This window comes from Patescibacteria group bacterium, from assembly GCA_018896215.1.
GTDB lineage: Bacteria > Patescibacteriota > WWE3 > 0-14-0-20-40-13 > 0-14-0-20-40-13 > JAHINB01.
In genome coordinates this window covers 1-15,701 of the sequence record JAHINB010000013.1, presented here as the reverse complement: position 1 = coordinate 15,701, position 15,701 = coordinate 1, and the positions used below count along the sequence as shown (strand labels likewise).

The following is a 15,701-nucleotide window of genomic DNA, read 5'->3' as shown; positions in this document are numbered from 1 at the left end:
GGACGAACCCGAATGAGATTTAAAAATCTTGTTGACGAAAGGATGGACTGTGGTAGATTGGTAATTAGTATGAATGCCCATGGGATTTTAAAGATACGCAAGAGTCCACTTTATGGTGTTATTTCTTTTATCTCCTCTTTTCTTGTAGTTTTTCAATCCGTTGCTCTTGGTTTTTTGATCACCGCAAAACCTTCTTATGCGGATGTTGATCCAGTTATCAACGAGGTCGTAATTTATCCGCTAGATGCACAATGGATAGAAATATACAACCCCAATTCTGCAAGTTTTGATATTAGTGGTTGGAAGCTCAATAATAGCCCATCGTCAGTTGGTGTAACCGTCTTAACTTTTACTTCTGGGACTACAATATTAGGGGAGGATTATTTAGTTGTGGAAAAAGGTTCTGGGAGTAATGAATTTTCCTTTAATCTTGATCATTATACTCACGACATTACGCTTTTTAGACCCGATGGGACGGAGGTTACGGATTTTAATTATCCCGAAACTCCTGGAGACAATGAATCTTGGGTACGAATCCCAAATGGAAGCGGGTCTATAACAAATTCTTCTGCTACAACTAAAGGTTACTCTAACGACCCTGTAGTGGACACAACACCCCCCAGTTTTCCGGGAAATCCTGGTTGGGGGCAGAGTATTCCGCCATCTGGTTATGCGGGGGATGGGAATGGAATCACAGCTTTTAAATCATGCGGAAGTTATGTTTTAAATGACGGTTCGTATAGAGGGTTGTGGGCGGAGGCATCAGATCCTTCTGGAGTATTAAAATATCAAAGGCAAGTTTTTAAAAATGGAAGTTTACTTTGGCAAGGAGATGAATCTACCAACTACACTGGTGAGTTCGTACCGGGGGTTAGTGGTGGGGCAGAAGACGGAATGTTTTATGTAAGAGTAAGGGCATTAGATACTTTAGGTAATGCTACAATTTTGGATGCTGATTGGGCGGATATGTCCACATATTTAAGCTGGTGTAAATTGACAATTGATACTGTAAATCCTACGGTTCCAAGCACTCCTGTAGTGACGACCTCGGTTACGGACAACACGCCAACTTGGTCTTGGACGGCTTCTTCCGATGTTAATTTTGATAAATATGTAATTTATTGGGACACTGTTTCTGGTGGAGAATCGAATTCGGTAGACACTGGTACCGCATCATCGTTTACACACACATCTTCTCTTGCTGATGGCACTTGGTATGCCAAAGTAAAAGCATATGATAAAGCTGGGAACTTTTCCGAAAGTTCTGTCGGAAATGTAACTATAGATGCTACGGTACCAGCAAAACCAACAGGATTAAAATTTCAATCTCCTGATAGAGCAATAGATTATAGCTGTGGATCTGCAACTCCATTACAAACTTTAATTCCCGATTGGAATGATAATGATATTGTAGATGATCCTAGCTTTTCTCATTACGAATATACCTCATTTAATCCAGGTGGAAGTATTGGATTAAACGAAAATGTGTTTTACACCTCGGAATTTGTTAATACATGGGTTCCAACTATAGAGGGGACTTATGGGTATGCAGTCCGTTCGGTTGATAATGTAGGAAATAAATCTGACTGGTCTTTAACTGGAAAATCGCTTGATGGAAGTTGTAAGATTACTTACGATTCCACGCCCCCATCTTCCGATCCGAGCGGGTTTAGTTCATCTCACGACTCCGGTTCGTCAAAAGACACGACGATTACAGTAAATTGGAGCAATTCTGGTATAGATGCTATCTCTGGCGTTGATGGTTACTCATATAATTTTACAGAAGGTGCTATTGGTACCCCAAATGCTACAAAGATTTTAGAAGAAACGGATTTTTCGGCAACAAGCGAACCTTTAACGGATGGAACTTGGTATTTTAATATTAGGACCGTTGATAATGCTGGGAACTGGACGGCAACTGCCCATTATGGTCCGTTTGCGATTGATACCACCCCACCAGCCTCGCCAAGTCCAATTTCTCCGATGGATGGTTATGCAACGAAAGGTGTAGCTTTTCCTCAAATCTGGTCTTCTGTTGCCGATGCTGTTCAGTACGAATATCAAAGCTGTAGTACGAACCCAGGTGATACAGGAGACATCTGTCCTACCCCCATATATACAACTTTTGTTTCTGGGACTACAAGAACAGTAAGTGCTCAAGCAAATATTCATTTTTGGTGGAGGGTTCGCGCAAAAGATTCTGCTGGAAATTGGAGTCCGTTTGGTGAGTCTTATGAAGTTATCATAGACAACTCTGCCCCAACAATTTTGCTAAATAGTTACTCTCCAGACCCTACAAACAATAATATCCCAACTTATACTGGAACATCGGCAGATGTTTATGATGCAGGAGTAGAGAAAGTGGAGTATCGTATTGTAGATAATCTGGCAACTGAAGTTGTTCCTTGGACACTAGCAACTGGAGATGTAAGCTTCTCCTTTATTCCTGTAGCGCTTGTGGACGGAGTTTATACTTTTTACGCTCGAGCTACCGATGGGGCGGGAAATGTTTCTTCCACAGTTAGTGATACTTTAACGATTGATACCACTGCGCCTACCGACCCAACCTGGTTTTCCACAACACCTTTAGAAAATGGTTGGACGAACGGAACAGTTCAGATTACTTGGCATCCAACAAGCGCTGTAGATGGAGCAAAGGATACTTTATCTGGTGTTTATGGGTATTCGTATTCTTTAGATCAAGATGAAACAACAGTACCCGACGATTTAGTGGATGCCACGGAGACAGGATTTCCTCAAGGGACATTTTTTATAGTACCAGACGGCGAATACTATTTTCATTTAAGAACTGTTGATAATGCTGGAAACTGGACATCAACCGTTCATTTAGGACCGTTGGGTGTAGATAAGACTCCGCCGAGTACTTTTGCGCTGCCAACTCCAACAGATGGGGCGAAAATAAATGATGCAACTCCCATATTAGATTGGGAGAATTCCAACGATGCAGGATCGGGTTTGGCAGGATATGAGGTGTATTTGGATGGATCAAAGGTTTCCGGTGTATCACTTATAACCCCGTCTGCTTTCTCTTTTATCTCTGATTTATCCGATGGAACTTACAATTGGTATATAAAGGCGTTTGACAAAGTTGGTTGGTCAACGCAATCTCCCACTTGGTCATTTACTATAGATACAGTCAAGCCAACTTCTGCAATTACTACCCCAACTAACTCTGGAAATGATGCAATAGTTTATACAAACAGTTGGGATGGGATTATCTTTGGAACTGCAACGGACAACACAAGCGGAGTCGGATTGTCTAAAGTTGAATTATCTATCCAAAGAGACAGCGATAAATACTATTGGAATGGCGCAAGTTGGCAAATATCAACAGTAGAGTTGTTGCTCCAATCAACTACAGCGGACTCTTTTGCTGATTGGATCTATACGCTTTTAGACCCAGCATTTGATGAAACTTATTTTATTAAGTCTCATGCCACAGATTTAGCAGGGAATTATGAAACCACTTATAAGATTACTGTTGTGTATGATAAGACTATTCCCGAAGTAGTGCTTACGATTGACCCTACCAATCCTGATGGTGACAACAATTGGTACATCACCCAACCTAGCATTACCTTAACGGGAACGGATGCAAACTTTAATAAAAGAGAATATCAACTCAATTCCATCACAGGAGAATGGATGGAATATACAATTCCCGTTACGGTAAATGAGGGAACCACTAAATTTTATTATCGTGCTAGCGACCTAGCGGGTAATGTCTCGGAAGTTGGTTTAAAAAATGTCAAGGTAGATTTAACTAACCCCGAAGATCCCGAGGATTTTAGAACGGAAGCTTTTGATTCACTTGTAACATTGGAATGGGGTAAATCTCCAAGTGATGACATCGATCATTACACAATTTATAGAAGCGAGAACAAGAATTTTATCCCAAATCCAGAATCACAATTAAAAGAAGTCTCATCATCTACTAGAAATTATGACGATGAGGATGTAGGTAACGATACTAAATATCACTACTATCTAATAGCCTTTGACGAGGCTGGTAGAAACAGCGATGCTGTTGGTGCTTACGCAACACCGGCAACTACCGAGGAAGAAGCAGAGGCAGGTCCCTTGCCGGGGTTAGTTGTACCTCAAGGGCAAGTAGAAGGAATTAATACCGAAGAAACAGGGGGAGCATTGCCCACAGGGCGACTTATCTCTGGTGAGGAGAAAACAGGAGGGATGGGAGAAGTAAAAGGAACCGAAACAGAAGGGGAACAACAAAATAATACGACAACAACCAACGATACAACCCAAGGCTTTTCTTTACTTAAATACTGGTGGTTATTTTTATTATTAGGATCTGGAATTTTAGGTGTGTACTTGTACAAAAAATCTGATTAAAATGTAAGTCTATGATTACCCTGCCAAGAATACCTCGCTATACCAGATACGAAAAACTGATTACATTTATTGTTTTGGTCTTGCTTGTCTCCCACGCCTTTATCCCAGGAACAGTGCGGGTTGACAAATATACCATGATGTTGCTGGGAATTTTGGTTTTAATTGCGGTAATGCCAAGTGTTACCTCGGCGAAGCTTCCCTATGTTTTGGAAATAAAGAAGAAGATAGAAGAAACTACGAAAAAAAGGAGGAAGTAGCAAATGAGGAGACACCTGCTACCTCATCCAATTCATGGATTTAGGGCAACACTTTTATCGTACCCCGCTTTGTTTGCTTACATTGTTTTTATTTTTACCCTGACCCTTTCATTTAATAAAGTAAAGACCTATTACCCAAGTATTTTAGGATATGCAACCGACATAAACTTATACGACTTGTTAGAGGATACCAACTTTGAGCGGACAAATGCTAATCTTGCGCCACTTCGACTAAACAGCGACTTAAATCGTGCGGCTTACGACAAGGCTTTGGATATGTTCTCTAAAGGTTATTGGGCGCACATTTCTCCCCAGGGTACCACGCCTTGGACATTTATTTTAGATTCGGGCTATGACTATCAGTACGCGGGAGAAAACTTGGCGCGCGATTTTAATCGATCGGATAGTGTTATTAAGGCTTGGATGAACTCGTCTAGTCACAAAGACAATATTTTAAATAATAACTATCAAGACATAGGTTTTGCGGTTGCAAATGGGCAATTAGATGGTGAGGAGACAACACTAGTCGTCCAAATGTTTGGCGCTAAAAGGGGAGCGCTCGCTACAGCTTCTCCAGAAATAAGCGAGATAACCCCGCTGGCAGTATCTAGCGAGGTTTATGGGTTGCAAAACATTAGTCCTGCAGTATCCATAAAGCCTTATTTGGACGCATCGAGTATTTCTCGCGCTGTAGCGCTATTTTTGGGCTCGTTTATTTTGGGATTATTTGTGGTTGATGTGGTGTATACTAAAAAATACCACATTCACAGATTGTCGGGAAACACCATAGCCCACATTCTATTATTGGCTTTTGCCCTAGCTGGTATTTGGTATTCGGGGTTTGGGGCAGTTCTTTAAATAGTTATGTTCATCAAGTCTGACTTTTTTCAATACTCGCTTTTGGTAATTTTGCTGGCTCTTGGAGCCGTTTTTTACTTTTTTGTTTTTAATGATCCTTTTAATCGCTTTATTTGCGTAGTTGCCACAACGGCGTTTTACTTTATTTGGGGAATATTGCATCATGCCACATACGAAAGGCTTTCTCTTAAAATATTTATTGAATATCTCCTTATTGGATCTTTGGTAATTCTCTTTTTTGCCTTTTCTCTAAAATTGCGTTAGTATTCTTCCCTGTATGAAGACTGCGATTATTGTTCCCACATATAATGAGGTAGAAAGTATCGAAGCTACAATTGATGGAATAGAAAAGGCAATTGTACCTATAAAAAAACATCAATTTATAATTCTGGTGGTGGATGATAATTCTCCAGACGGAACTGCCGAAGCCGTCAAAAAAAAGATTTCTCAATACGGCAATATAGAATTATCCATGGGAAAAAAACAGGGGCTTGGAGCAGCTTATGTGAGGGGTTTTAAGTACGCCATGGACAAACTTAGAGCCGATGTGGTTATAGAGATGGACGGAGATGGTCAGCACGATCCGAGCTACCTTCCGCGCTTTATGGAAAAAATTGATGATGGGTTTGACTATGTAATCGGATCCCGTTACATTCCCGGAGGTTCCGTTCCAAAGGAATGGGGAATTCATCGCAAAATTGTAAGTTACTTTGGAAGCCTTTTTGCCAGGATTGTGCTTTGGATGCCTCAACTTACCGACTTTACAACAGGTTACAGGTCAACTCGGGTTAAAGGTGTGCTAGATAGCGTGGATTTGGATCATCTTTTATCTTATAAATTTGCCTACAAAATTCATCTTTTAGTTCAGTTTGTGGAATTAAAAGCGAAAATAATTGAGATTCCCTTAAAATTTGGTCTACGCGAGAAACAACAAAGCAAAGCTAGTATCAATACTTTTTTTGAATCGCTTCGGGTAGTTTTAACCCTACGATACCGAATGTCCCAAAGATTCATCAAGGTTTGTGTAGTGGGGGCGATTGGTGCGAGTGTGCAATTTTTGGGATATTTCTTTCTTAAAGAGGTTTTTGGTGGCCCTAAAGGAGTTTTAAATGGTGTAGCTACAGAATTGGCGATTGTGGTCAACTTTATTATTAATAACCTCTGGTCGTTTAAGGACAGCAAAATAACGAATGCCACAAAACTTTTTAGGACATTTCCTAAATTTAATTTACTCGTCATGGGGTCGATCCTTATCCAGGCTGTGGTTCTTGAGATTGGAAGTCGCCTTGTGGGTCGTGATTCTAATTGGATTGATTTTATTTTGATATCAATAGGAATCCTTTTGGGGCTAATTTATAATTATTCTATGTACAAAAGATATATATGGAAAAACAAGTAGGTGTTTCGGTTGTTATTCCAACCCACAACGAAAGTCAACAGATTATTCAAACTATTGAGGCAATTTCCTTATATCTCGAGCAACAAAATTATGATTTTGAGATTATTGTTTCGGATAACGCGTCAACCGATGGTACCTCTAACAGGGTAAAAGAATATGGCAAAGACCACCAAGGGGTTAGGCTTATCACAAGTCCGCTTCCGGGAAAAGGGCCGGCTGTGCGACTGGGTGTTTTAGAATCTACAAAAGATTATATCCTTTGTTGCGATGCGGATTTGGCAACCCCGATTAAAGAATTGGAGCGACTGATGCTTTGGCTTCGGGAGCAAAATTACGATATTGCCATAGCTTCTCGCGAAGGCTTGGGAGCTTTAAGAAAAGGAGAGCCTTACATAAGGCACTTAATGGGGAGAATATTTAATTTATGTGTACGGATTATTACATTATTGCCTTTTAACGATACACAATGCGGTTTTAAGCTTTTTAAAAAAGAGGTGGCTTATAGTATCTTTAGCAGATTGCTGGTTTACAAAGATTTTAAAGAGGATAAGAAAGCTTATCTGGGGGCGTGGGATGTGGAGGTGTTGCTCATTGCTCAAAGTAAGGGTTACAAAATAAAGGAGATACCAGTAATATGGTCATTCGTTCCAACAACAAGGCTAGCTCATGTAAGAGACTCCATTAAAATGTTACGAGATATTGTTCAGGTTAAGCTTAATTTTATTAGAGGGAAGTATTAGTTTAATTTAGCCAATATGAAAATCTCTGTAATAGGCACGGGATATGTAGGATTAGTCACTGGTGTTGTCTTTGCCGATTGGGGACACAGTATAACTTGCGCTGACATCAACAAAGAAAAAATTAAAATGTTACATAAAGGTGTAATGCCAATTTACGAAGAAGGCTTACAGGAGTTAGTGGAGAAAAATGTTCAAGAGGGTAGGTTGCTTTTTACTCATGATGTTGCCGAAGCCATTAGAAATACCGAAGTTGTTATTATTGCAGTGGGAACTCCATCTAGCCAAAGTGGAAGCGCCGATCTTTCCGCTGTGTGGTCGGTTGCTAAAACAATTGGCGAAAACTTAAACAATTATAAAATTATAGTTACTAAAAGCACAGTTCCTGTTGGTACTAACGAGAGGGTGGAAGAAATTGTAGGCAAAAATGCTCCCAAAGACGCTAAATTCTCGGTTGTCTCAAACCCTGAATTTTTACGGGAAGGAACAGCAATTTACGATGCTAACAATACTGATAGGGTTGTCATGGGATCAAAAGATACCAAAGCCTTAGATAAAATTGCCTCTTTGTATTCTCATCTTAACGCTCCAATCGTCAAATGCGATTTAAGAAGCGCTGAATTAATTAAATATGCCTCCAACGCTTTTTTGGCAACAAAAATTAGCTTTATTAACGAGATTGCCAGGATCTGCAATAGCGCGGGTGCAAATGTAAAAGTAGTTGCCGAGGGAATGGGGCTAGATAAAAGAGTTGGAAGGGCTTTTTTAAACGCTGGAATTGGCTATGGTGGATCTTGTTTTCCTAAAGATGTAGAGGCTTTGTATAGAACAAGCTCCGACCACGAGTACGATTTTAGGTTGTTAAGAGGTGTAATGGATGTAAACGAAAGACAAAAATACTTTTATCTGGAGCAAATTTTAACTCACTTTAAGGGTAATATTGCAGGAAAAACCTTTGCCTGTTTAGGGTTGGCATTTAAAAATAATACCGATGACACCAGAAAATCTGTTGCCATAGAAATTGTAAAAATGTTACGAGGCGAAGGGGCGTTATTGCGGGTGTTCGATCCTGCCGCCATGGAAAATGCCGAGAAAATTTTGGGGAATGGGGTAGTTTATTATGCAAAATCAGCAGCGGATGCCCTTAAGGGCTCGGACGCTTTATGCATTCTTACCGAGTGGCAGGAATTTGCCGAACTGGATTTAGGCAAGGTAAAAGGGGCGCTAACTGGAGATGTGATTTTTGACGGTCGCAACCTTTTTGATCCCAAAAAAGTCAAAAAAGCAGGATTAAAATATTATGGGATTGGGAGGAGATAATTTAGGGTAAAGTGTAGTACATACTTGACACTTTGGTAGGGTTATTGTCAATTACAACTTTAAGATTTTGTAAGAGATTCGAAAATCTTTAAATATAAGTTACCTTGGGTCTTTGGGTAGCAACTTGTAGATAACAGAATTTAAAGTTGTTTTATCTCAGATTATTTTTTCCATTTGCTACAAGTGTTTACACTCCGGTCGTTTTTTAAGTGATTAAATATAAAACCAGTTGCAAAACCTAAAGTGTTTACTAGACACTCTACAGTGAATACAACGGATTCAATAGCATTTAGGCTTGATACGAATTCTGTAAAGTAGCCACCCAAGCCCCCAGTTAAAAAATATGTGGAAAAACGCAATCTTCTTTTTTGTTCGTTGTATAGGCATGGGAAATTTTCCTTTAGCATACCAAAAGCTCTACCTTCTCGGCGTTTGTATCTAAATTGATTTAATAGTGAGGACTTATACTCGTATTCTATTGTGCTATCAGTACAAATATCTATTTGTGTGTAAGGTATGGTCAGATTGAGTTTTATATCCTCATATAAATGACCTGTTTCTATAAATGGGTAGGTATTTATACCTCTTGTGATGTTAAGACGACCTGTTAGAATCTTGTACATCTTGTTTTTTGAGGAAAAAATAACTTTCTTTTTTATAACAGTAGCCCGTATCCTTTGTAGGAAATTTCCTTTGATTATCGGTATGCACATTGGTTTAGCCCCAAGAATATTTGGGTTTTTTTCCATAAATTCGACTAATGTACATAGAGCCCCGTGCTTAATTTTTATATCCCCATCCATCATAACTACATAATTGTAGGTATTTTTTTTAATGTGGTACAAAATTGTATTAACGCCATGTACTTTTCCGCGATTTTGTCTTCCTCTAAGATGTCGTATTTTGTTCTGGTAAAGATTAGATAGATCTTTTACAATATTTTCCGTACTGTCAGTGGGTCTGTCGGTATAAACAAAAACTTTAATCTCGGTTGGGCTGTTAAATTGCTCTTTAATTATGCTAGTAAGTAGGCTCTCTATATTATTAGCTTCGTTATGTACCACTAATCCAATAGCAATTTTCATAGTATTAGGCACAAACTTTGTTATAAAATTTGAGATGTTTGTTTATGACTTTTGGCATAGCACATAGTTCCTTTACTGTATTTCGAGCGGTAAGTCCAATCTCGTTTGTCTCCGCAACAGTTAAATGCGCAATTTTTTTGGTAAAACTATTTACATTATTTTCGTCGTACAAAAACCCGTTTTTATTGTTTGTTATTAAATCTTTCATTCCAGATATATTAGCTGGGGCGATGGGGCATAAACCACAGGACATGGCTTCCAAAAGAGAGTTGGACATCCCCTCGTCTTTACTGGCGATCATAAAAATATCTGCACTTCTTAAGTAATCCCCAATTTTTTTATTTGGGATCTCATCCAACCATTTAATTATTGGGTACTTTCTCTTTAACTCTTTAACTATGGTTATCATTTCTGGGTGAGTAGTTCTCCCGATAATAGTCATAGAAGCATTGTTATTGTGGGATTGGATTCTGCTAAATAGTTCAACCAGACCAGGGATATTTTTTTGAGGTGAGAGTCTTCCAGTGTATATAAAGTTTTTTTCCATGTTTATTGCTTTAGTTGGCTTTTTAATGTAGAAAAAATTGGTATCTACCGGATTGGGGCAGATAAAAAGTCTCTTACGAGGTATGCCTATCTTTATTAATTCTCTACTTATCTCCTTTGAAATACAATGAAAATAAATATTATTATATTTTAATAAAAGTTTCAGATTGGATTTAATATCTGTAAGAGCCTTAGTGTAGATGATTTTGATTATTACAGGCTTACCTTTGTTGGTTATTGCTTCAAACGCGTTTGAGTCCTTAAGATATAATGTGTAATTAAAGTACACTATGTCAGCTTTTGGTAAAACTCTATTTAGGGCTTGATAGTGTTTTTCTATTACCTGTTTTTTCCATTCTGTAGAGTTGGTAATTTTAATATTTCTAGAAAGACCGACCTTTGTAATATTGTTTTTAACTAGTTGTCTAGATTTTAGAAAATCTCCTTTTGAATTAACATTTGAGGTTATAAGAAATACCTTTGCCTTTTTACTATTTTTTAAACCATTCATAATCTTTTCCAATGAGATTTCTGCTCCTCCTATGTAAGGTTTATAAAAAGGGTTAATAAAGGCTATAGAAACTTTCTGTTTGGTTTTCATACCTTTCTAACGAGAGATAATACTATAAAGATAAAGAAATTCAGTTTAAAAATACTGCATCGTGCGGAAAATTAGTTTTGGGGATCATTCCTTTTTAGGGGATTGCTCCTTAATACTAACCTCCGCACGATTTGTGTCATCCTAGATGTGGATGACGGTCGGTTCGGACAACTGAGCCCATTCGAGTTGTTCTGCGGGGCGGGTGACCTTGGAGGCCATCTTGGCGTTGTGCTTAGCCAAGCGTTCTGGGTCAAAGCTTGAGGTGTCCCACGCTACCCCTTCGATTGTCACGAGCTTGGCGATTGACGACCTGAGGTCCTCTAGGGCAGATCCTGTCGCCAACTCCTCGACCCCGGCCGTGCTTGGATCCTCCGGAATGCCGTCGCCGATGAGGGGGAAACCAATGGGATAGAGATACTCCGGGTTCCACAGCGCGAGCGTGTTCCATGGGAACATACGGCCGTTTGCCGGGCCGTGATATCCTTGTTGGAAATCATGCCCTAGCATTGCTGCCCCGACCACATACGTTTTCCTGTCCATGTGATCCATGAGCGACATGACGACCTTGGCGTTCAGGACGACCTCTGTTGATGCGAACAGCATGCCTACTCCAGTTGCCAGTTCCTTGCGAGCGGCAAGGAGAATCGCATTTAGGGGCATTACGAACTTGCCCCATGGTTGGACGCCGAACACGACGACCTTCTCGCCCCACGGAGCGTTCAAGGCGCCGGACTTGTCCTCTGCCACATTTACTGCGACATAGACTTTCTCGGCTCCGGATGCGAGGGCACCGAGAACGAACGCTCGAAGCTTCCTCAAAGACGCTTCAGCGTTTTCCGCTTTGGACTCGAAGAACCGAGTCCCCACGACGAACTTTTCCATCGAAGACTCCTTTTTGAGTGTGGGGTTTTGTGCAACTTGGCAATCCAAGCCACAATGTCGGCATTGTACCATAAAAACCTATAGTCTGTCAAGAGTGTACCAGAAGTCACATTGTGCTAAAATATCTCTTGTGATCGGAAAAAATATATGAAGATCTTACATATTACCTACGAATATCCTCTGCCTTGGTTTGGCATAGCCCCCAATATTTATGAGCTTATCAAAGCTCAAGTTAGGTTGCCTGGCAACGAGGTTACTGTAATTAAAGGAGGTTTTGACAAACCTGTTATGTCGCATAGGAATTTACGGATTATCGGAGTACCTCATTTGATACCAGGGTTGGGACATTTTTTTTCCACATCCCCTTTTTCTCTTTTTGGATACCTCTATTTGAAGATGTTCAATAAAGTTGATGTTGTCATTGGGCATAACCATGTTACATTTTGGTTTAGTTTATACAAATTGCTTTTTGGAAAACTAGATAAAACTCCTTATATAGCTTATTTTCATACAGTGGCGTCTCAAACAGAGGAAATATGGAGAGTTCATGGCGAAGAGGCAAGCTTTTTAGAGAGGCATTTGGAATTACCGCTACGCAGAATAGCTGAAAAAATGGCTTTGAAAACCGCCGATTTCGTTTACGGAGAGTCTTGGGAGATATTAGAGGACCTTGGGGTGGGTGAAAATAGTTACAGCGATGTCTTGTTTCCTGGTATAGATTCAAGACACTACTCCACGAAGTTCAAGGGTCTTAGGAGTTCTTACTCTTTTGAAGGAAAAAAGGTTATCCTGTATTGCGATTATATTTCTTCTTATGGCAAGGCGGATTTGTTAGTTGAAGTGTTAACAAAGCTTCCTAAAGATTACAGTTTAATGATTGTAGGAGATGCTGAAGTAAAATTTTTACAAAAGTTAAAAGATAAAATTTCAAAACTTAATTTAGATAATAGGGTAACTGTAAAAGAAAATGTATTTTACAGAGAGTACATACAATATTATCAAACTTGCGATATTGTAGTGCTTCCTTCTGTGCGTAAATCTAGTCATATTCGTATAATAGAAGCGCTAGCAAGTAGCAAACCGGTTCTTTGCTACATTCCTAGACCCGAGCGTAAAACGGAAGCTGTTATAAATGAGTATTGTCAACGTATATTAAAGCTCGAGCCCGAATATATTGCAAATAAAATAAGGCACATTCTAGATAGCCCTCCTAAAATTAATGTGGATAAGGTTAAAAGCGAATACGATTGGTCCACACGGGCTAAAAAAATGGAGGATGTTATTAATAATTTAGTATGAATATACTATTAACTGGAGTCGCGGGTTTTATCGGTTCTAATCTGTTGAATACTTTGTTGAAAAAAGGCCACTTTGTTGTGGGGCTTGATAATTTTAATGAGTTTTACAACCCTCGAATTAAGCGGTTTAATGTAGAGGGTTATCTAAAAAATGATAATTTTGTTTTAGTTGAAGGAGATATAACAAATGAGGATTTTTTATCCAACCTTTTTTCTGGTTGGGGAATAGATTCTATAGTGCATCTGGCTGCGTGGGCGGGGGTTACCACCTCTTTTAAAAAACCCATTTTGTATGGAAACACAAATCTTATGGGTACTCTAAATCTTTTGGAAATGGCGCGAAATTATGGGATTTATGATGTTGTGTTGGCATCGTCCTCTTCTGTTTATGGTAATTGCGAGAAAGTTCCGTTTAAGGAAACTTTTGGAGTTAGCAGGCCAATATCTGTTTATGCCGCTACCAAAAAATGCGATGAGGTTATTGCTTATACATATTCTTATCAGTTTGGTACAAATATATCCTGTTTGAGATTTTTTAACGCATTTGGTCCCAGACAGAGGCCGGATATGGCTGGAATTTCGTTTATAAGAAAAATTTATAACGGGAATACTTTGCCTATTTATCAAGATTTGGATTTAACAAGCAGAGATTATACTTATATTGACGATATTTGTTGGGGTATAAATGCTGCTTTAGAGAACCGTTTTGATTATGAAATTTTTAATTTAGGAAATTCCGAACCTATTACCCTCGGTGAATTGATAACAACAACGGAGGAAGTGGTGGGGAAGAAAGCTAAAATTAAATTTATGCCTGTAAGGAGAGGGGAAGTAACTAGAACTTTTGCCGATATTTCTAAAGCAAAAAAATTGTTGGGATATGTTCCGAAGACAAGTTTTAGGGAAGGCATTCAGAAAACTTATGAGTGGTTTTTGTCTACCCCGCAATGGTACAAAGATTTGCCATGAAAGCAATAATTACAGCTGGCGGGCGAGGAACGCGTTTAAGACCCTTTACCCACTCCAACAATAAACATCTTTTGCCCATTGCTAATAAGCCGATGATCCTGTATCCGCTAGAACAAATACGGGATGCCGGAATAAAAGAGATTGGAATTATTGTCAACGAAACCCGCGCCGAAATAGAAAACCTACTTGGTGACGGCTCTACATTTGGAGTATCTCTTACCTATATTTTTCAAGAAAAGCCACTGGGGATTGGTCATTGTCTAAAGATTTCGGAAGAATTTTTGCGCGGGACGGATAAATTTGTAATGTATTTGGGGGATAATGTCTCGGCTCTTGGAATTAAGGTTTTTGTAGAGGATTTTGCAAAATCTGATAAAAATGCCGTAATGTCCTTAGTTAAAGTTGACGATTTGGAAAAGTTAAAAGCTTGGGGGGTGGCAGAAATAGAAGGTGATAGGGTGGTGAGAGTGGAAGAAAAGCCGCAAAACCCCAAACCCAACCATCTAGGCGGGGCGGGGATTTATTTTTTCGACTCCAACGCCTTTAAGGCTTTTAGTGGAAAGGATGCCATTGTGCCGTCAAACCGGGGGGAATACGAGATAACCTCGGGAGTTTACCGGTATTTAATTAATCACGGATACAAGGTTGGGTATTACAACATTACGGGATGGTGGAAAGATACAGGGAGAATGGAAGATTTAATAGAGGCAAACAGGCTAGTTCTGGATAAATTTGACGGTTTTGAGGTAAAGGGAAAAATTGATGCAAATTCAAAAGTAGTGGGCGATATAAAATTGGGTATTGGATCAATTATAGAAAACTCAAATATACTCGGACCCGTAGTTATTGGTGAAAATGTAATTATTAAGAATTCCAAAATTGGTGCCTATACTGCGGTGGGTGACAACTGTCAAATTGTAAATTCCGAAATAGAAAATAGCATTTTAATGAATGGGGCAAGCCTTACCAATTTGCAAAATGTTTCGTCAAGCTTAATTGGTTCTAACGCCAAGATTAAAAAGAATGGCGGCGCACCGAATGTAAGTAGTATAGTGGTTGGAGATGATAGTGTTATAAGCCTTGCTTAATATGAAAATACTAGTCACAGGAGGTGCTGGATTCATTGGCTCGAACTTCATCAAATATTGGGTTAAGGAACACCCTAGCGATTCTATTGTTAACTTAGATAAACTTACTTACGCGGGGAATTTAGAGAATTTGCGAGAAGTGGAAAATCATCCAAAATATAAATTTGTCAAAGGCGATATTTGTGACAAGGATTTGATCGAAAAATTATTTCGCGAATATAAAATTGACACGGTTGTTCACTTTGCCGCCGAGTCGCATGTGGATCGTTCCATCCTCGATCCGGGGC

The 15,701-nt window shown here is 39.3% G+C and carries 14 protein-coding genes; 11 read left to right on the top strand and 3 right to left on the bottom strand.

Annotated elements, in window-relative coordinates; translation table 11 throughout:
* The first annotated feature begins 12 nt into the window (after positions 1-12).
* From KKF75_02580 to KKF75_02550, 7 genes are read left to right on the top strand one after another with little or no spacing between them, the layout of a single operon-like run.
* Entirely contained in the window at positions 13-4,374 is a 4,362-nt protein-coding gene (locus KKF75_02580) for a lamin tail domain-containing protein (protein ID MBU4381080.1), read from the top strand.
* A gap of 11 nt (positions 4,375-4,385) precedes the next feature.
* Entirely contained in the window at positions 4,386-4,631 is a 246-nt protein-coding gene (locus KKF75_02575) for a hypothetical protein (protein MBU4381079.1), read from the top strand.
* Between the two features lie 3 nt (positions 4,632-4,634).
* Positions 4,635-5,489, top strand: coding sequence for a hypothetical protein (locus KKF75_02570; protein MBU4381078.1), 855 nt, complete (start codon positions 4,635-4,637; stop codon positions 5,487-5,489).
* A gap of 6 nt (positions 5,490-5,495) precedes the next feature.
* Positions 5,496-5,753: a hypothetical protein gene (locus KKF75_02565; GenBank protein MBU4381077.1), complete on the top strand. Its 258-nt coding sequence runs from the start codon at positions 5,496-5,498 to the stop codon at positions 5,751-5,753.
* A 13-nt stretch (positions 5,754-5,766) separates the two neighbouring features.
* Positions 5,767-6,888, top strand: coding sequence for a glycosyltransferase family 2 protein (locus KKF75_02560; protein MBU4381076.1), 1,122 nt, complete (start codon positions 5,767-5,769; stop codon positions 6,886-6,888).
* Positions 6,873-7,628 (top strand): glycosyltransferase family 2 protein, encoded by a 756-nt coding sequence (locus tag KKF75_02555; protein ID MBU4381075.1) that lies wholly within the window; start codon positions 6,873-6,875, stop codon positions 7,626-7,628. The genes KKF75_02560 and KKF75_02555 overlap by 16 nt, the downstream gene beginning before the upstream one ends.
* A 15-nt stretch (positions 7,629-7,643) precedes the next feature.
* Complete coding sequence (locus KKF75_02550) at positions 7,644-8,945, top strand: UDP-glucose/GDP-mannose dehydrogenase family protein (protein ID MBU4381074.1); 1,302 nt, start codon at positions 7,644-7,646, stop codon at positions 8,943-8,945.
* A 161-nt stretch (positions 8,946-9,106) separates the two neighbouring features.
* On the opposite strand, the gene KKF75_02545 is transcribed toward KKF75_02550, so the two are convergent.
* From KKF75_02545 to KKF75_02535, 3 genes are all read right to left on the bottom strand, one after another.
* Entirely contained in the window at positions 9,107-10,030 is a 924-nt protein-coding gene (locus tag KKF75_02545) for a glycosyltransferase (protein ID MBU4381073.1), read from the bottom strand.
* Positions 10,031-10,034: 4 nt separating this feature from the next.
* On the bottom strand, positions 10,035-11,177 hold the full coding sequence (locus tag KKF75_02540) for a glycosyltransferase family 4 protein (protein MBU4381072.1): 1,143 nt from the start codon (positions 11,175-11,177) through the stop codon (positions 10,035-10,037).
* 141 nt (positions 11,178-11,318) lie between these two features.
* The gene (locus KKF75_02535; protein ID MBU4381071.1) at positions 11,319-12,107 is read right to left on the bottom strand and encodes a hypothetical protein; all 789 of its coding nucleotides are present in this window, start codon (positions 12,105-12,107) and stop codon (positions 11,319-11,321) included.
* 99 nt (positions 12,108-12,206) lie between these two features.
* On the opposite strand from KKF75_02535, the gene KKF75_02530 reads away from it, so the two are divergent.
* From KKF75_02530 to KKF75_02515, 4 genes are all read left to right on the top strand, one after another.
* Entirely contained in the window at positions 12,207-13,358 is a 1,152-nt protein-coding gene (locus KKF75_02530) for a glycosyltransferase family 4 protein (protein ID MBU4381070.1), read from the top strand.
* Positions 13,355-14,326, top strand: coding sequence for a GDP-mannose 4,6-dehydratase (locus KKF75_02525; protein MBU4381069.1), 972 nt, complete (start codon positions 13,355-13,357; stop codon positions 14,324-14,326). Before KKF75_02530 ends, KKF75_02525 begins: the two co-directional genes overlap by 4 nt.
* The gene (locus KKF75_02520) at positions 14,323-15,414 is read left to right on the top strand and encodes a glucose-1-phosphate thymidylyltransferase (GenBank protein ID MBU4381068.1); all 1,092 of its coding nucleotides are present in this window, start codon (positions 14,323-14,325) and stop codon (positions 15,412-15,414) included. The genes KKF75_02525 and KKF75_02520 overlap by 4 nt, the downstream gene beginning before the upstream one ends.
* 1 nt (position 15,415) lies before the next feature.
* Positions 15,416-15,701: GDP-mannose 4,6-dehydratase (locus tag KKF75_02515; protein ID MBU4381067.1), on the top strand; the 286-nt coding region annotated here is incomplete at its 3' end.